The organism is Halorubrum sp. B53, from assembly GCF_059752395.1.
In genome coordinates, this window is the sequence record NZ_MWTH01000016.1 from 117,678 (window position 1) to 132,890 (window position 15,213).

17 protein-coding genes are annotated in these 15,213 nt (G+C 71.6%); 7 read left to right on the forward strand and 10 right to left on the reverse strand.

Annotation, left to right across the window (positions count from 1 at the left end):
* A partial coding sequence (locus B4V06_RS17010; RefSeq protein ID WP_498170743.1) for a metal-dependent hydrolase occupies nucleotides 1-583 on the forward strand: 583 nt, incomplete at its 5' end.
* A gap of 101 nt (nucleotides 584-684) precedes the next feature.
* Nucleotides 685-2,238, forward strand: coding sequence for a bifunctional phytoene desaturase/3,4-desaturase (gene crtID / locus B4V06_RS17015; RefSeq protein ID WP_498170745.1), 1,554 nt, complete (start codon nucleotides 685-687; stop codon nucleotides 2,236-2,238).
* Nucleotides 2,239-2,247: 9 nt separating this feature from the next.
* Here the strand turns inward: crtID and B4V06_RS17020 are convergent, their stop codons facing one another.
* Together B4V06_RS17020 and B4V06_RS17025 are read right to left on the reverse strand one after the other, a co-directional pair.
* On the reverse strand, nucleotides 2,248-2,865 hold the full coding sequence (locus tag B4V06_RS17020) for a PAS domain-containing protein (protein WP_498170747.1): 618 nt from the start codon (nucleotides 2,863-2,865) through the stop codon (nucleotides 2,248-2,250).
* Nucleotides 2,866-2,872: 7 nt separating this feature from the next.
* Nucleotides 2,873-3,478: a VOC family protein gene (locus tag B4V06_RS17025; RefSeq protein ID WP_498170748.1), complete on the reverse strand. Its 606-nt coding sequence runs from the start codon at nucleotides 3,476-3,478 to the stop codon at nucleotides 2,873-2,875.
* Between the two features lie 145 nt (nucleotides 3,479-3,623).
* Here B4V06_RS17025 and B4V06_RS17030 point away from each other — a divergent pair, with 145 nt between their 5' ends.
* On the forward strand, nucleotides 3,624-4,457 hold the full coding sequence (locus B4V06_RS17030; RefSeq protein WP_123114357.1) for an alpha/beta hydrolase: 834 nt from the start codon (nucleotides 3,624-3,626) through the stop codon (nucleotides 4,455-4,457).
* Nucleotides 4,458-4,656: 199 nt separating this feature from the next.
* A complete protein-coding gene (locus B4V06_RS17035) occupies nucleotides 4,657-4,953 on the forward strand; it encodes a DUF7565 family protein (RefSeq protein WP_123114356.1) in 297 nt (98 codons plus the stop codon).
* Between the two features lie 36 nt (nucleotides 4,954-4,989).
* Here the strand turns inward: B4V06_RS17035 and rocF are convergent, their stop codons facing one another.
* A complete protein-coding gene (gene rocF, locus B4V06_RS17040) occupies nucleotides 4,990-5,895 on the reverse strand; it encodes an arginase (RefSeq protein WP_123114355.1) in 906 nt (301 codons plus the stop codon).
* Between the two features lie 104 nt (nucleotides 5,896-5,999).
* Between rocF and B4V06_RS17045 the strand changes: the two genes are divergently transcribed.
* Together B4V06_RS17045 and B4V06_RS17050 are read left to right on the forward strand one after the other, a co-directional pair.
* The gene (locus tag B4V06_RS17045; RefSeq protein ID WP_123114941.1) at nucleotides 6,000-6,251 is read left to right on the forward strand and encodes a hypothetical protein; all 252 of its coding nucleotides are present in this window, start codon (nucleotides 6,000-6,002) and stop codon (nucleotides 6,249-6,251) included.
* A 67-nt stretch (nucleotides 6,252-6,318) separates the two neighbouring features.
* The gene (locus B4V06_RS17050; protein ID WP_123114354.1) at nucleotides 6,319-6,852 is read left to right on the forward strand and encodes an Rrf2 family transcriptional regulator; all 534 of its coding nucleotides are present in this window, start codon (nucleotides 6,319-6,321) and stop codon (nucleotides 6,850-6,852) included.
* Nucleotides 6,853-7,031: 179 nt separating this feature from the next.
* On the opposite strand, the gene B4V06_RS17055 is transcribed toward B4V06_RS17050, so the two are convergent.
* The 5 genes from B4V06_RS17055 to B4V06_RS17075 form a co-directional block, all read right to left on the reverse strand.
* Complete coding sequence (locus B4V06_RS17055; protein WP_123114353.1) at nucleotides 7,032-8,213, reverse strand: NAD(P)/FAD-dependent oxidoreductase; 1,182 nt, start codon at nucleotides 8,211-8,213, stop codon at nucleotides 7,032-7,034.
* Between the two features lie 71 nt (nucleotides 8,214-8,284).
* Nucleotides 8,285-9,139, reverse strand: coding sequence for a nucleoside phosphorylase (locus B4V06_RS17060; RefSeq protein ID WP_123114352.1), 855 nt, complete (start codon nucleotides 9,137-9,139; stop codon nucleotides 8,285-8,287).
* A gap of 108 nt (nucleotides 9,140-9,247) precedes the next feature.
* Nucleotides 9,248-9,649 (reverse strand): cytidine deaminase, encoded by a 402-nt coding sequence (cdd, locus tag B4V06_RS17065; protein ID WP_123114351.1) that lies wholly within the window; start codon nucleotides 9,647-9,649, stop codon nucleotides 9,248-9,250.
* Between the two features lie 105 nt (nucleotides 9,650-9,754).
* A complete protein-coding gene (locus tag B4V06_RS17070; RefSeq protein ID WP_123114350.1) occupies nucleotides 9,755-10,345 on the reverse strand; it encodes a GNAT family N-acetyltransferase in 591 nt (196 codons plus the stop codon).
* Between the two features lie 103 nt (nucleotides 10,346-10,448).
* Nucleotides 10,449-11,675, reverse strand: coding sequence for a pyridoxal-phosphate dependent enzyme (locus tag B4V06_RS17075; protein ID WP_123114349.1), 1,227 nt, complete (start codon nucleotides 11,673-11,675; stop codon nucleotides 10,449-10,451).
* 398 nt (nucleotides 11,676-12,073) lie between these two features.
* On the opposite strand from B4V06_RS17075, the gene B4V06_RS17080 reads away from it, so the two are divergent.
* Nucleotides 12,074-13,411: an NAD(P)/FAD-dependent oxidoreductase gene (locus B4V06_RS17080; RefSeq protein ID WP_123114348.1), complete on the forward strand. Its 1,338-nt coding sequence runs from the start codon at nucleotides 12,074-12,076 to the stop codon at nucleotides 13,409-13,411.
* Between the two features lie 42 nt (nucleotides 13,412-13,453).
* Here B4V06_RS17080 and B4V06_RS17085 read toward each other — a convergent pair whose 3' ends face one another.
* Together B4V06_RS17085 and B4V06_RS17090 are read right to left on the reverse strand one after the other, a co-directional pair.
* Nucleotides 13,454-14,632, reverse strand: a complete 1,179-nt coding sequence (locus B4V06_RS17085) for a thiamine pyrophosphate-dependent dehydrogenase E1 component subunit alpha (RefSeq protein WP_123114347.1) — start codon at nucleotides 14,630-14,632, stop codon at nucleotides 13,454-13,456.
* Nucleotides 14,633-14,654: 22 nt separating this feature from the next.
* On the reverse strand, nucleotides 14,655-15,137 hold the full coding sequence (locus B4V06_RS17090) for a hypothetical protein (protein ID WP_123114346.1): 483 nt from the start codon (nucleotides 15,135-15,137) through the stop codon (nucleotides 14,655-14,657).
* Nucleotides 15,138-15,213 lie beyond the last annotated feature (76 nt).

Consider the following 15,213-nt stretch of genomic DNA (forward strand, 5'->3'; position numbering starts at 1 on the left):
GATCGTCGTGATCCCCGAGGCGGACAGCGTCCTCGGATTCGTTATGCCCGGAGCGCATCGGACGGTCGGACACAACCTCGTGTTGCCCGCGGCGGCGGCGGCGCTGCTCTACTACGACACCCGCCTCCGCGAGCGGTCCGCGCTCCGCGAGCGCCTCGCCGACCGGTGGATCGCGGTCGCGTGGGTCGGGCTGTTCGTCCACGTCTTCGCGCACGTCCCGCTCGACTGGGTCCACCTCGAGGGGGTGAACGTCTTCTGGCCGCTGCGGGACCGCTTCTACGTCCTCGACGGGGAGGTCCTGCTGTCGACCGCGGACGGGGTCGTCCAGACGTTCGTCGACCTGCGGGTCGACCCGGAGACCGGGAGCCGGACGGTGGATGCCGGCGGGGGCGGCACCACGGAGACCGTCCACGTCAACAACCCCGTCGAGCCGCGCGACCCCGACGAGGTGACCGACGAGCCGGTCGAGCGGATCTTCCCGGTCGCGAACGCCGGCTGGCGGCTCTACCTGGTCGGAACCGGGCTCTTCGCGCTGGCCGCGCGGCGGTTGCAGGATCGAGCGCCGCGGGAGGACGGGGCGTGAGATCGGTCGACCGCGAGCGAGGGCAACGGCTCAGGGCGGAGGTAAAATCCCCACATAGTATGGCCGGGGAGTGAATCCGATATAGCCCGTAGAAACGCCCGATGAGCCCTCGCTCACGCGACGACGAGCGCCTCGCCGGAGCGGATATCGCGGTCGTCGGCGCCGGGTTCGGCGGCCTCTCCGCGGCCGCGTACCTCGCCGACGCCGGCGCGGACGTGACGGTGTTCGAGCGCAACGAGCATCCGGGGGGGTACGCCGGCCGGATCGAGCGCGACGGCTTCCGGATCGACACCGGCCCCTCGTGGTACCTCATGCCGGAGGTGTTCGACCGCTTCTTCGAGCAGTTCGGGCGGTCGACCGACGAGTTCTACGAGCTGACCGAGCTCGACCCCCTCTACGAGGTCGTCTGGAAGGACGGCGACCGCGCGACGATGCCGGCCGACCGAGAGGGGCAGAAGGCGCTGTTCGAGTCGTACGAATCGGGCGCCGGCGACCGGCTCGACGCGTACCTCGACGACGCCGCGGAGGCGTACGAGCTCGGGATGGACCGGTTCGTCTACCCGAGCCGCTCGCGGCTCCGCGACATGGTCGACGCGGACGTGTTGCGGTCGGGGCGCGCGCTCCCGAAGCTCCGGACGATGGACGACTACGTCGGCGACTACTTCGACCACGAGAAGCTGCGGCAGATCGCGGAGTACAAGCTGGTCTTCCTCGGCGGGTCCCCGTACAACACGCCGGCGATCTACACGCTGATGAGTCACGTCGACATGAACCTCGGCGTCTACCATCCGACCGGGGGCATCGCGAGCGTCGTCGACGGGATGGCGGCGCTCGCGACCGACCTCGGCGCCGAGATCCGCACGGGGACGCCGGTGACCGCGATCGAGCCCTCGGTCGCGGCGGCGGGGCCGAAGTTCGAGGTGGGCGCCGGGGGGGCGAACGCGCGGTTCGACCGCGTCGTCGCGAACGCGGCGCCGCCCCACGTCGAGCGCGACCTCCTCCCCGACGAGTACGCGCGCCGGGAGGCGTACTGGGAGTCGCGGACGTACGCTCCCTCCGCGTTCCTCATGTACTTCGGCGTCGAGGGCGACGTCGACCTCGACCACCACGCGCTCGTGTTACCGACCGACTGGCGGCCCCACTTCGAGCGGATCTTCGACGACCCGGCGTGGCCCGAGGACCCGGCGTACTACGTCCACGTCCCCTCGAAGACGGACTCGGAGGCGGCACCCGAGGATCACGAGGCCGTGTTCGTCCTCGTTCCGCTGGCCCCCGGACTCGACGACGACCCCGAGACCCGCGAGCGCTTCCGCGACCTGGTGCTCGACGACCTGGCCGAGCACGCCGGCGTCGACTTCCGCGACCGGATCGTCTTCGAGGAGACCGCGTCAGTCTCCGACTTCCGCGAGCGGTTCAACGCCCCGCGGGGCACCGCGCTCGCGCTCTCGCACACGCTCGGGCAGACCGGGCCGCTCCGGCCGGCGCACCGGGCGCCGGGCGTCGACGGGCTCTACTACGTCGGCGCGTACACGAACCCCGGGATCGGGATGCCGATGTGCCTGCTCAGCGGCGAGCACGTCGCCGAGGCCGTGATCGAGGACGCCGCCGGCGACGGCGTGCTCCCGTCCGTGGTGCCGACGTCGACGCTGCGGTGAAGGCGGGGATCACCCCCTGTCGTTCGGCCGTTCGACTGCATCCTGCACGGCGGCCCAGTGCGTGATCGTCCCGTCGTCGCCGGGCAGCGGCCGAAGCGAGACGCGATTTAAAAACGGAGTCCCGTCGCGCCGGTGGTTCCACACCTCCACCGTCACCGGCTCCCAGATCGACACCGCCTCGCGGAGGGCGTCGACCGCGGCGTCGCCCGTCTTCGGTCCCTGCAGCAGTCGCGGGTTGCGGCCGCGAAGCTCCGCGAGCGAGTAGCCGGTGCGGTCGCGGAACGTCCGGTTCGCGTACAGGATCGGGGTGTCGCGGTACGCCGGCCCGCAGAGCGTGACCCCCAGCGGCGCGTCGTCGAGGAGCCGAACGCGCTCGATCAGGCGTCGGTCCCGGTCGGTGAGGTCGTCGGAGTCGGTCACCGCGGCGGGCGGGGCGGCCGCCGAGGGCGAGCGCGGGAGTCGATGGGGGTCGAGTCGAAGACGCTCTGCGGCGGCGGCCCGTTCGACGCCGTCTTCCGGGCCGTCACCGAGCGCCGCCCGGTGACCGGCGAGGAGGGCCCGAAGCGCGCCCCGGAGGTCGCCCTCGTCGCACGCGAGAACGTCGAGAACATCCGATCTGCGGCTCACGGCACCCTCAGAAATCCCGCCCGGTCGGGGCGTCGGGGAGGTCGTACCGCTCCACCGGGAGCCCGAGCTCCTCGAGGGCGGCCTCCAAGTGTTCGGTCGCGACGTACTCGTCGCCGGCGGCGACGCGGGCCGCCTGCGCGTGGGCGAGCACCTCGCCCCTCCGGTCGTCCGGGAGGTCGAACTTGTCGGCGGCGAGCTCGATCACGAGCCCGTTGTGGTCGTGGGTGTACAGCGAGTGGAAGGCGCCGCGGTCGAACTCGCTCACCTTGTGGCCGGCGTCGAGCAGGCGCTCGCGGATCGTCGGGAGCCCCTCTGGCTCGACGCCGAACGCGAGGTGGTGGACCCCACCGATCCCCGGGTTCTGCGTCTCCGCGGAGTCCCGCGACTCGTCGACGAAGAAGGTGACCAACCGCCCGTCGCCCGCGTCGAAGAAGAGGTGTTCGACCGCCTCGCGGTCGAGGTTGGGCTGCCTGACGACGAGGGGCAGCCCGAGGACGTCGCGGGAGAAGGCGACCGTGTCGTCGGCGTTGCTCCCGATCAGGGTGACGTGGTCCCAGCCGGTCGCGTGCAGCACGCTGTCCGGCCGCTCCGCCGTGACCTCGGGTGTCGACATACGGTGATCCACGTGCCCGTTCCTCATGAGCTTCTGGTAACACCGGTGTCAGCCGGAGCGCGTGGGGCGAGCGGAATCGGCGGTGACTAAAAGATCGATTTGGGGCTTCCGACTAGTTATTCCGGGCGGAGCGGAAGGCCGAGACATGCAAGCGAAGTCTCACGGATCGCAGCGCGCCGCGCCGTCGACGGAGACGTGTCCGCTCTCGGACGGCCGGACGCTCGCTTACGCCGTCGCCGGGGACGAGGACGGGACGCCGGTCGTCGCACACCACGGGACTCCGGGCTCCCGGCTGTTCGCGTCGCTCCTCGCCGACGCGGCCGCCGAGGCGGGCGTTCGGCTCGTGGTTCCGGACCGACCGGGGTACGGCCGCTCGTCGCCCCCGTCGGAAGACCGGAGCTGGCGCGACTGGCGGGGCGATCTCGCGGCGCTTCTGGACGCCGAATCGGTCGACCAGGCCGGTGTCGTGGGGTTCTCCGGCGGCGGCCCCTTCGCGCTCGCGGCCGGAGCGAACGACCGCGTGCGCCGCGTCGGACTGGTCAGCGCGGTCGTTCCGCCGGCCGACGTCGGCCTCGTGCGGCTGTCCCGGATCCCCCTCGCCGTCCGCGTCCTCTTCCGGCTGTCGAGCGCCTACGCGTCGGTCGCCGGCCCGGACGCGGTCGTCGGTCAGTACACCGACCGGGAGGTGTCGGCGGCGGTCTCGCAGGCGGTCGCCGCCGACTTTCACGAGGCCCTGCGGCGGGGAGCGCGGGCGGTCGCCCGAGAGAACCGGTGGTTCGGGAGCGAGTGGCCGGGGATCGGTCGGCCGTCGGCCGCCGTCCGCGCGTGGCACGGGACCCGCGACGAGAACGCGCCGCTGTCGGGCGTCCGGGACCTCGCGACCGATAGCGACGCGACCCTCGTCACCGCCGAGACCGACCACCTCGGGACGCTGCTCGACCGCCGAAGCGAGGTGTTGCGTTGGGCCGGCGACACGTAGCGGGACCGAGCGAACGCGAGAGACACGCCCCGATACTCGCAGTTGACACCTGAAGGACGGCGAGGGGAACGCGGACTCGCGGGGTCCCCATGAGCGAAGCGAGTGGGGGCAAGCGAGGGAACGAGTGAACGACCGAAGGGAGTGACGGAGTGGACTCGCGGGGGAAACGGTTAATCCCCCGCGGGAGCGACGGGAAGACATGCCCCGCTGGACGTGCGGAATCGGCGACTGCGACGCCGCCTTCGACGACGTAGAGTCGGCTATCGTCCACCAGACCGACGAACACCAGCGCCACGAGTGCAAGGTGTGCGGCACGATCGTCCCGGACGGCTACTTCGCGATCCGGCACGCGTTCGACGAGCACACCCGGGCCGAGTTCGTCCGCGCGTACGAGGCCGACTCCGCGGCCGTCCGGCGCCGCGAGGAGATCAAACGGGAGATCGAGCACGAGGCCGACCTCCAGCGCGTCGTCGACGAGCTGGACCGCGGCGTCTAGGCGATTCCTTCCTGCCGGTCCCGCCGACCGGCCGACCTACAGCACGCGCTTTCCGAACGCGCTCGCCGCCAGCTCCGTCGCGAGCTCGGCGGTCTCGTTGTGCTGGTCGAGCGTCGGGTTCACCTCGACGAGCTCCATCGACCGGAGGGAGTCGGCCTCGTCGACGATCTCCATCGCGCTGTGGGCCTCCCGGTAGGTGACCCCGCCGCGGACCGGCGTCCCGACGCCGGGCGCCTCCTTGGGGTCGAGCCAGTCGAGGTCGAGGCTGACGTGGACCCCGTCGACGCCCTCGCCCGCGGTCGCCATCGCCTCCTCGGTGACGTCGGTGATCCCGCGCTCGTCGATGTCGGACATCGTGTACGCCGCGAAGCCGCGGTCGCGGATGACCTCCACCTCCGCCGCGTCGACGGAGCGGAGCCCGACCAGGGCGACGTTCTCCGGGGAGAGCCCGGGCGCGTTCGCCCACTCGGAGCCCGCGAACTCGTCGAAGCCGAGCGCGGCCGCGAGCGGCATCCCGTGGACGTTTCCGGAGGGCGTCGTCGAGGGCGTGTTGAGGTCGGCGTGGGCGTCGAACCACACCGCGCCGATGTCCGCGTCGCGCGCGGACCCCGCGAGCGAGCCGATGGCGATGGAGTGGTCGCCGCCGAGCGCGAGCGGCACCGCCCCGTCGGCGAGCGTCCCGCCCACCTCGTCCGCGAGGCGCCGGCAGACGTCGGCCGTCTCCCGGAGGAACTTCGCCTTCCCCGCGCTCGGCGCGTCCGCGTCCGGGTCGCGCTCCTCCGCGCGTGGAACCGCGAGGTCGCCCGCGTCGACGACGTCGACGCTCGCGCTCGCGAGCTGGTCGGCGAGCCCGCCGTACCGGATGGCCGACGGCCCCATGTCCACGCCGCGTCGGTTCGCCCCGTAGTCGGTCGGCGCGCCGATGATCCTGACGGTGGTCATGTCAGCAGGCGCGGCGCCCCGACGCTTGAATGGTGGGGTCCCGCGGCGGCGACTCGGCGAGCGCGATCGCACACGGTTTTGTCGCCCCGTTCCAACCGGACGCCATGACCGGTTCCGATGGCGAGGCGGACGACGCGCCGCCCGAGTTCGATCCCGCCGACATCGACGGCAGCGACATCGAACCGATCGGCGCCATGATCGCCGTGGCGTTCACCGGGGCGGTGATCGGTCTCGTCGGCGCCGGGGTCGCGCTGTTCGTGAGCGACCTCGGACTGGCCCTGATCGGGGTCGGCGTCGTCGTCGCGCTCTCCAGCCCGTTCGCGTACCTCCGGCTGCGCAGACGGTACGAATATTGAGATTCTGCACGATCGTTTATAACGGCCTTCCACCGCATTTAAGCGGTGGCGCCGTCTATTCGGCTCCATGTCATCGATCGAGCTCACATCGAGTCAGAAAAGCATCCTCACGGCCCTCATCAACCTGTACGGGGAACAGGAAGACGCCGTCAAAGGCGAGGCGATCGCCGAGGAGGTCGACCGCAACCCCGGCACGATCCGCAACCAGATGCAGAGCCTGAAGGCGCTCCAGCTGGTCGAGGGCGTCCCCGGCCCGAAGGGCGGCTACAAGCCCACCTCGAACGCCTACGAGGCGCTCGACATCCAGCGCATGGACGAGCCCGCCGACGTCCCCATCTACCACGAGGGCGAGGAGGTAACGGGGGTCAACGTCGACGGGATCGACCTCTCCAGCGTCCATCACCCCGAGCTCTGCCGCGCCGAGATCCACGTCCAGGGCTCCGTCCGGAACTTCCACGAGGGCGACTCCGTTACCGTCGGCCCGACGCCGCTCTCGAAGCTCGTCATCGACGGGACCGTCGACGGGAAAGACGACACCGCGAACATCCTCATCCTCCGGATCGACGACATGCGCGCGCCCGACGAGCCCGCCGAGCACTGACTGTTTCGCCGGCAGCTCCGCTCTTTACGCTCTCCCGAGACAGTTCGACGCCCCGAGCGAAGCCGCCGCTCTCGGATTCGAAACCGTCGCTCCCGGACTCGAGACCGTCGCTCTCAAACTCGGAATGGACCGACTGCGAACGAGAAACGCCGCCGTGACGGGTGTCGGGTTCGCCGACGCTACATGTCGCCGAACGCGCTCACGCCGCGTCCTGCCGAGGAGACCTTCGCGATCCACCGCACCGCGATGGACTTCTTCAGCAGCTTCGCCGGGGTGCCGCCGAACGTCTTGATCGGCATCCCCATCACGTCGTGGGCGACCGCCTCCTCGCCGACCGAGATGACGGTCCCCTTGTCCTTGTGCTCCCACGACTGGATGGGCGCGCCGCGGGCGGCCCGCGCGAGGTTCTCGCCGGCGACCTCGGCGGCCTGCCAGGCGGCCTGCGCGGTCGGCGGCGCGACGTCGTCGTCGCCCTGGTCGATGAGGGCGGTGTCGCCGATGGCGAACACGCGGTCGTCGCTGGTGGTGAAGTCGGAGGCGGCGTGGACGCGGTTCGAGCGCTCGTCCTTGTCGACCTCGACGTCCGCCAGCTCCGGCTGGCCCGTGATGCCGCCGGTCCAGACCAGCACGTCGTAAGTGAGCTCCTCGGGCTCTTCCTCCTCGCCGCCGCCGAGGTAGACCGCGTCCCCGTCGGCCTCCGAGATGAAGTCGCCCGTGAGGATCTCCACGTCGGCCTCCTCCAGCCGCTGTCGGAGCGCGCCCTGGACCTGGGGGTCGTTCCCCGGGAAGACCTCGTCGAGGCCCTCGACGAGCTTGATCTCGATGGGAGCGCGGTGCTTATCGCGGTACTCCGCGATCTCGCCCGCGGTCTGGATGCCGGAGAGCCCGGCGCCGCCGACGATGACCTCGACGGGGTCGGACCGGGTCGCCTCGGCCGCGGCCGACCGCACGTCCTCGTGGATCGCCTTCGCGTCGTCGAGGCCCTTGAGCTGGTGGGCGTTCTCCTCCAGGCCGTCGATGCCGAAGAAGGCGGTCGTGGAGCCGACGCCAAGCAGCAGGTAGTCGTAGTCGACGGTCGTCCCGTCCTCCGTCTCGACGACGCGCTCGTCGGTGTCGACGTCGACGACTCGGCCCTGCACGAAGTCGGACTCGGACGACTTGATCTCGTCGACGGGGATGGTGATCTTGTCCGCGACGGCGGGGTTGCGGATGGCGCGGTGGACCTCGTGGAGGACGAGGTGGTAGTCGTGTTCGGAGATCCACGTGAGCTCCGCCTCGCCCTCGCCGACCTCGTCTTCGAACGCCTTCACCGCCCCTGCCCCGGCGTAGCCGGAGCCGACGACGACGACCTGTGTACTCATGTCGATCTGTGCGCGGTGAGCGGATAAAGACGCTTTGAAACGTCGGTGACGCCGGCGATGCGCGCCGCGCGCTACAGCGAGAGCCCGGCGTGCCAGCGGTCGGCGCCCGCCTCCCGTTTGACCTCGTCCATGCGCGCGAGGAGTTTCACGGCGAGGCTCGCGGTCTCGGCCGCCCGCGACTCGCCCTCGGTCCGGAACTCGCCGGTCACCCGGTTCGCGTACACCGAGCAGACCGCCCCCGCTCTGAGCCCGTACACGTTCGCGATCGTGAGGATCGCCGACGCCTCCATCTCGATGTTCTTCACGTTCGCGTCCCGCAGCTCCGCGACCAGCTCGTCGGAGCCGGCCGCCTCGAACCCCTCGAAGCCGGGACGCCCCTGCCCGGCGTAGAAGGAGTCGGCGCTCATCGTCACGCCGGTGTGGTAGTCGTATCCCAGTCTCTCCGCGGCGGCGACGAGCGCCGAGACGACCTCGCCGTCGGCGGTGGCCGGGTAGTCCTCTCGGACGTACTCGTCGCTCGTCCCCTCCTGACGGACTCCCCCGGTGGAGATCACCAGGTCGCCGACCTCCATCCCCGGCTGAATGGCGCCGCAGGAGCCGACCCGGACGAACGTGTCGACGCCGATCCGGGCGAGCTCCTCGACGGCGATGGCGGCCGACGGCGAGCCGATCCCCGTCGACGTCACCGAGATGGGCGCACCGTCGTACGTGCCGGTCGCGGTACGGTACTCGCGGTGGTGCGCGACCTCGTCGTACTCGTCCCACAGCGCCGTGATCTTGTCGACGCGCTCGGGGTTACCGGGGAGGAGCACGGCGTCGGCGACGTCGGCGGGGCCCACCTCGACGTGGTAGCCGGCCTCGGCGTTGGGGTCCTCGCTGTCGCCCGCGCCGCCGTCGCCGCCGTCGGTCTCGCTGTCTTCGGTCATGTCCTCGCCCTTCGGCGAGCCGTTTAAAAGTAGTTCCGTCTTGCGGCCTGTCTGTCGGGGGGCTTCCGTGTCCTCGACGACCTGACTCAACCCCCTCGACGACCTGACTCAAACCCCTCTCGCGTCGTCGAGCGTCCCCTCCGAGATGGTGTTCGGGAGCAGCTCACCGAGCGTGTACTCGCTCGTCTCGCCGTCCCCTTCGTCGCAGACGACGACGAGGTCGTCGGCCGCGAACTCCGCGAGCGTCTGCCGGCACATCCCGCAGGGGGTGACGCCGTCGCGGACGCCGGAGGCGACGGCGATCCGGTCGAACTCGCGGTGGCCGTTCTTCACCGCCTCCGCGAGCGCGACCTCCTCGGCGTGGAGGCTGTTGGAGTAGTTCGCGTTCTCGATGTTGCAGCCGGTGTAGACGGTCCCGTCGGCGGTCCGGAGCGCGGCGCCGACGCGGTACTCGGAGTACGGGACGTGCGCGTCGTCGAGCGCGTCGCGCGCGGCCTCGATCAGATCCATACCGGGCCGTCGGTCGGCGGGGCGTTAAGCGGTCGGGTCGCGGGCGGCGAGCACGAGCACGGCGGCGATGTCGCGGGCGGCGGGAGCGGAGTCCCGCGGCGGGGCTCACCGTCCAGTGTCGTACTTATACGTGGCCGACTCGGGGTCGATCCCGAAGTCCTCCGGCGATTCCTCCGTGTCCTCCGCCGCGGCGTCCGCCGGCTCGGCCTTCTTGAACGCCTCGCGGAAGCGGTCCGGCATGTCGAACTCGTCAGTCGGGAGCCGCAGGCCGACGACGCCGCCGCCGAGGAACTCGCGCTTCTCGTCGAGCCGGTCGGAGAGCGCCGGGGGGAGGTCCTCGGTGTCGACCTCCTCGAAGCCGAACTGGGTGAGGTACTCGGGCTGGTCGGTGAGCACGTACACCGTCTCGAACCCGTCCGCGGCCGCGGTGTCGACGAGGCGCTCCACCACGTGCGCGCCGACGCCGCGGCCGCGCCACTCGGGGAGCACGCCGATCCCGGTGAGTTCGATCCGGTTCTCCTCGTCCCCGTCGCCGCGGTGCAGGCGGAGCCGGCCGAAGCCGGCCCGGTCGCCCGACTCCTGGTCGACCGCGATCACGTAGTCCCGTGACCGGAAGGCGACGTCGTCGAGCCCGAGCCGCTCGATCGCGTCCAGTAACCACGCCTCGTCACGGTTCTTGGCGTCGCGGACGTACATATCTGCACGTACGCGGGCCGACGTAAAAACGGTTCCCCGCGTGGCGCCGGCGACTTCCGAGGTCGCGACCGCCGCGATCGCGGCGACCGCCGCCGGTCGCTATTTAAATGCCTTGGCCCATCAGGTGGCTGCGCAGCACGTCCGGCGTCTTGAGCCCGGCGTCGCTGTTGATCAGGACGACCGTCTCCGTTCCGTCGAAGAACCCGTCTTCCTTGAGCGCCCAGGCGCCGGCGGGCGCGGCGCCGCCGGTGGCGCCCATCTCCATCACCTCGTTCTGGGCGACGGCGACCGCGCTCGCGAGCACGTCCTCGTCCTCGACGCCGACCGCCGTCCCGCCGCTCTCCGCCACCGCCTCGACCGCGGCCGCGCCGCCCGCGGGGTCGGCGATCTCCAGCTCGCCGCAGATCGTGTCGGGCGTCTCCCACGGCTCCGGCTCGTCGAGCCCGCGCTCGACCGCCGCCGCGATCGGCGCGCAGCCCGCCGCCTGGGCCGCGACGACCTTCGGGACCGCGTCGATCGCGCCGACCCGCGCCAGCTCCGCGAACCCCTTATAAACGCCGGCGACGACCTCGCCGGTCCCGGTCGGGACGACGACGACGTCGGGCGCCGCGCCGAGGTCGGCGACCAGCTCGAACGCGAGCGTCTTCACCCCGTCGTGGCGGTACGGCGTCGCGAACTCGCCGAGGTCGGTGTAGTCGGTCTCCAGCTGCTCGTCGACCGCGTCGGCGGCGTCCGGGAAGCGGCCGCCGACCACGCGCATGTCGCCGCCGTGGACGTTCGTCATCGCCTTGTTCGAGAAGGCGCACCGCGAGGGGACGAACGCGTACGAGCGCAGGTCGGCCCGACCCGCGTACGCCGCCATCGACTGCCCGGCGTTGCCCGGGCTCGCGCACGCGAGGGGCTCGACGTCCTGTCCCTCGTCCGCCCGCGCCGCGACCGCGGTGAGCGCGACCGAGAGCCCGCGGTCGAGCACGGTGCCCGTGGGGTTCCGTCCCTCGTCTTTGACGTACACCGCGTCGACGTCGAGCTCGTCCGCGAGCCGGTCGGTCGGGACCAGCGGCGTGGCGCCCTCGCCCGCCGAGATAGCCGCTTCCGCCGGGAACGGGAGCAGCGCGTCGAAGCGCCAGTGGCCCCGCCCCGTCCCGGCCGGCCCGTCGCGCGGAGCCCCGAGCAGCGTCTCCGGGTCGACCGCGTCGTAGTCGTAGGCGGGGTCGAGCCCCCGGGCCTGCTCCTCGGCCGACACGGTCGTCGGGTCGGCCGTCTCGTGGACGCGACCCGACGCGCGACTCTCCAGCCCGCGGAACGCCGTCGTCGTCTCCGTCAGCTCCATACTCACCCTTGCGGCGGCGGCGACTAATCGCTTCCCTCTCGGAGACGGACAGCGATCGAGATGATGCGTTCGCTGTGCGGTGGCGCGCGCCTCCGAGCGCCCTTCGGGCGCGAGGAGCCCGTGCGAGGGAGTCGGTGGTCCGGAGCGAAGCGAAGGACCACCGACGAGGCTGGGGAGGCGTGAGGTTGTGGTCGCTGTGCGGGTGGGACTCAAAGGGGCAGCCGTGAGGAGCGCGGAGGCGACGCAAGCACCGCAGGGAGCGAACGGAGTGAGCGACCGAGGAGCGCAGCGAGCGTCCGCGCTCCTCACGGCTGGGGCTTTGGAGGTGTTCGCCGCAAAGAAATCGGTCACGTATCCGTCATCAACGACTTATAAACCCGCAAGCTAATACGCAACGTATGAACGGAGACGTCACCGTTATCGGCGGCGGGCTCGCCGGGCTCGTCGCGGCGGCCCGGCTCGCCGAGGCGGGCGCGGACGTGACGCTGTACGAGCGACGGCCCGAGGTCGGCGGGCGCGTCCGCACAGAGACCGTCGACGGATTCACCCTCGACCGCGGCTTCCAGGTGCTGTTCACGAGCTACCCGGCGGTCGCGAGCGAGCTCGACATCGACGCCCTCGACGTCCGGCGCTTTGCCCCCGGCGCGACGATCTGCCGGCCGGGATCGCGCTCGACCCTCTCGGACCCCCTCCGCGACCCCCGCGGGGCGATCCCCTCCCTCCTGAACGACGAGGTCTCCTTCTCGGACAAGCTCCGGACGCTCGCGCTCCGGTACGACCTCTCGAACCGCGACGAGGACGACTTCTTCGCCGGCCGGGACGACTCCTCCGGCGGCCCGGACGACGCCTCCATCCGCGAGTACCTGCGCGACTGGGGGTTCGCCGACGACTACGTGGAGCACTTCGTCGAGCCCTTCTACGGCGGCATCACCCTCGACCGGAGCCTCTCGACCTCGAAGCAGGTGTTCGAGTACACCTTCCGCGCGATGGGCCGCGGCGCCATCGGCGTCCCCGCCGAGGGAATGAGCACGATCCCCGAGTCGCTCGCTGCCCGCGCCCGCGAGGCCGGCGTGGCGATCGAGACGGGCGAGGACGTGGATTCGGTCCGGACCGCGGACCAGGGTCGGGTCCCGTTCCGGACCGGGAGCGGCGACGCCGAGGGCGCGACCGTCGAACTGGCCGACGGCTCGACGCGCGAGGCGGACGCGGTCGTGGTCGCGGCGACGCCGCCCGAGGCGCGCCGGCTCACGGGCGTCGAGTCGGTCCCGACCGAGGCCGTCCCGAACGTCACCGGCTGGTACGCGCTCCCGGCGGGCGAGTCGTTCGAGACCGGGAAGCGGATCCTGCTCAACGCCGCGGGCGAGTCGCCCAACGCCGTGGTCCCGATGTCGGAGGTCGCGCCAGAGTACGGCCCCGACGACCGCGCGCTGCTCGCCGCGACGTTCCTCGGCGAGGACTCCCTCGACCGCCCGACGGACGCCCTCCGCGACGACGTCCGGGACGCCCTCGACGCGTGGTACCCCGGCCGCGACTTCTCCGGACTGGAGACCGTCGACGTCCACCGGATCCGGTTCGCGCAGTTCGCGCAGCCGCCGGGCGTCCACGCCGACCTCCCCGAGCCCGACGACCCCGATGGCCCCGTCGTCCTCGCCGGCGACTACACGGAGTGGTCGTCGATTCAGGGCGCGCTGGAGAGCGGGCGGGCGGCGGCAGACGCGGCGGGCGAGCATTTATAAATAGAGCCGCATCTTCCCGCTCCTCCCTCACGCCACGGGACCCTACTCCTCCCGGTGGAACGACGCCTCGCCGTGCTCGTCGACCGCCGCGAGCAGCTCCTCGCGTTGGCGGCGGATCTCGGGCGGGAGCTCGTCGTACGCGTGGTCGAACATGTCGCTCGGGTCGGCCTCGACCGCCTCCGCGACGTCGATCGCCTCGGCGACGACGTCGTCGGCCTCCTCGCGGATCGCCGCGACGCCCTCGTCGTCGATCCGTCCGGTCTCCCGCAGGAACGCCTCCATCCGGTCGAGCGGGTCGAGGGAGCGCCACGGGTCCACGTCGTCGGGGTCGCGGTAAGCGGTCGGATCGTCGGCGGTCGTGTGCGCGCCGAACCGGTACTCGACGAACTCGATGAGGACCGGGCGCGGGTCGTCCCCGTCGGAACCGTCTTCGCCTCCCCGCGCCCGCTCGGCCGCCTCCCGCGTGACCGCGTAGCTCGCCAGCGGGTCCATCCCGTCGACGCGGACGCCCTCGAAGCCGTACGCTGTCGCCTTCTGCGCGAAGGTGTCGCTCGCGGTCTGGCGGGACTGCGGGATCGAGATCGCCCAGCCGTTGTTGTGACAGCAGAACAGCGTCGGCGTGTCGAAGACGCCCGCGAAGTTCATCGCCTCGTGGAAGTCGCCCTCGCTGGTCGCGCCGTCGCCGAAGTGCGTGACGGCGACCCGGTCCTCGTCCCGGTAGTCGAACGCCCACGCCGCGCCGACCGCGTGGGGGAGGTGCGCCGCGATCCCGATGTTCAGCGGGAACACGTTGCCGTCGGCGATCGCCTCGGTCCCCGACTCGTGACCCATCCAGTAGGGGAGGTACTCCGAGAGCAGGTCGCGAACGACGACCGCGCCGTGCTCGCGGTACTGGTAGCTGATCAGGTCGTCCTCGGCGAGCGCGTGGGTCGACCCGACCGCCGACCCCTCCTGTCCCGCGCAGGGCGCGTACGTCCCGATCCGCCCCTGTCGCTGGAGGCTGACCGCGCGCTCGTCGAACCGGCGGGTGACCACCAGGTCGCGGTAGATCTCGCGGAACCGCTCGTCCGACAGGTCCGGGACCGTCGCGTCCGGCAGGGGGCTGCCGTCCGGCCCGAGCACGCGGTAGACGTCCGCGTCCGCGAGCGGGTCGGTCGCGGCGTCGGACGGGTCGGCAGGCGAATCGGTGGAGCCGGCGGCGTCGGCGCCGTTCTCGTCCATGGGCGATCGGTGTGTGCGCCGGTCACAAGGAGTTAGCGGTCGCGGCGGCCGCCGACCGGTCTCGGCTCCGTCGGCGGACGTACGCGATCGGGAGGCCGACGAGGACGCCCGCGACGGCGACCATGCCGAGCACGAACCCGACGAGCAGCGGCACGGGGCCGGCCGTGAGCATCTCCGGCCCCCAGACGAGCACGAACCGGGCCGTCCAGAGGGCGCCGGTGACGAGCGCGGTGAGCAGCCCGAACGCGGCGCCGCGGGGGTACGTGACGGTCCCCGGCCGCTCGACGAGCGCCCACCAGAGCCCCGCGCCGGCGACGAGCGCCGGCGTCGCGAGGAGCGGCATCGCGAACGCGGGCGGGAGGCCGATCACCTCCGCGAAGAGGCCGAGCATGTCGGAGAGCGCGAACGCCGTGACGGTGGCACAGCCGAACGCGTAGACGCCGGCGATCAGCGCCCACCGTCGCGGAGAGGAGGGCCTCGACTCGGACCGGGGAACGTCGTCCATACCCGCACGTCGTGAAAGCGAAGTAAAACGTTTCCCCTGGGTGAAACGCCGGCTTGAGTCTCCCCCGCGACGCCGT

What these genes read in the sequence shown, in the direction of transcription:
- rocF (WP_123114355.1), bottom strand. Translation starts at nt 5,895, where the DNA reads ATGACCACCGTCAGGATCATCGGCGCGCCGACCGACTACGGGGCGAAC.
- cdd (WP_123114351.1), bottom strand. Translation starts at nt 9,649, where the DNA reads ATGGATCTGATCGAGGCCGCGCGCGACGCGCTCGACGACGCGCACGTC.
- B4V06_RS17085 (WP_123114347.1), bottom strand. Translation starts at nt 14,632, where the DNA reads ATGGACGAGAACGGCGCCGACGCCGCCGGCTCCACCGATTCGCCTGCC.
- B4V06_RS17070 (WP_123114350.1), bottom strand. Translation starts at nt 10,345, where the DNA reads ATGTACGTCCGCGACGCCAAGAACCGTGACGAGGCGTGGTTACTGGAC.
- B4V06_RS17090 (WP_123114346.1), bottom strand. Translation starts at nt 15,137, where the DNA reads ATGGACGACGTTCCCCGGTCCGAGTCGAGGCCCTCCTCTCCGCGACGG.
- B4V06_RS17060 (WP_123114352.1), bottom strand. Translation starts at nt 9,139, where the DNA reads ATGACCGAAGACAGCGAGACCGACGGCGGCGACGGCGGCGCGGGCGAC.
- B4V06_RS17055 (WP_123114353.1), bottom strand. Translation starts at nt 8,213, where the DNA reads ATGAGTACACAGGTCGTCGTCGTCGGCTCCGGCTACGCCGGGGCAGGG.
- B4V06_RS17030 (WP_123114357.1), top strand. Translation starts at nt 3,624, where the DNA reads ATGCAAGCGAAGTCTCACGGATCGCAGCGCGCCGCGCCGTCGACGGAG.
- B4V06_RS17035 (WP_123114356.1), top strand. Translation starts at nt 4,657, where the DNA reads ATGCCCCGCTGGACGTGCGGAATCGGCGACTGCGACGCCGCCTTCGAC.
- crtID (WP_498170745.1), top strand. Translation starts at nt 685, where the DNA reads ATGAGCCCTCGCTCACGCGACGACGAGCGCCTCGCCGGAGCGGATATC.
- B4V06_RS17025 (WP_498170748.1), bottom strand. Translation starts at nt 3,478, where the DNA reads ATGTCGACACCCGAGGTCACGGCGGAGCGGCCGGACAGCGTGCTGCAC.
- B4V06_RS17080 (WP_123114348.1), top strand. Translation starts at nt 12,074, where the DNA reads ATGAACGGAGACGTCACCGTTATCGGCGGCGGGCTCGCCGGGCTCGTC.
- B4V06_RS17045 (WP_123114941.1), top strand. Translation starts at nt 6,000, where the DNA reads ATGACCGGTTCCGATGGCGAGGCGGACGACGCGCCGCCCGAGTTCGAT.
- B4V06_RS17050 (WP_123114354.1), top strand. Translation starts at nt 6,319, where the DNA reads ATGTCATCGATCGAGCTCACATCGAGTCAGAAAAGCATCCTCACGGCC.
- B4V06_RS17075 (WP_123114349.1), bottom strand. Translation starts at nt 11,675, where the DNA reads ATGGAGCTGACGGAGACGACGACGGCGTTCCGCGGGCTGGAGAGTCGC.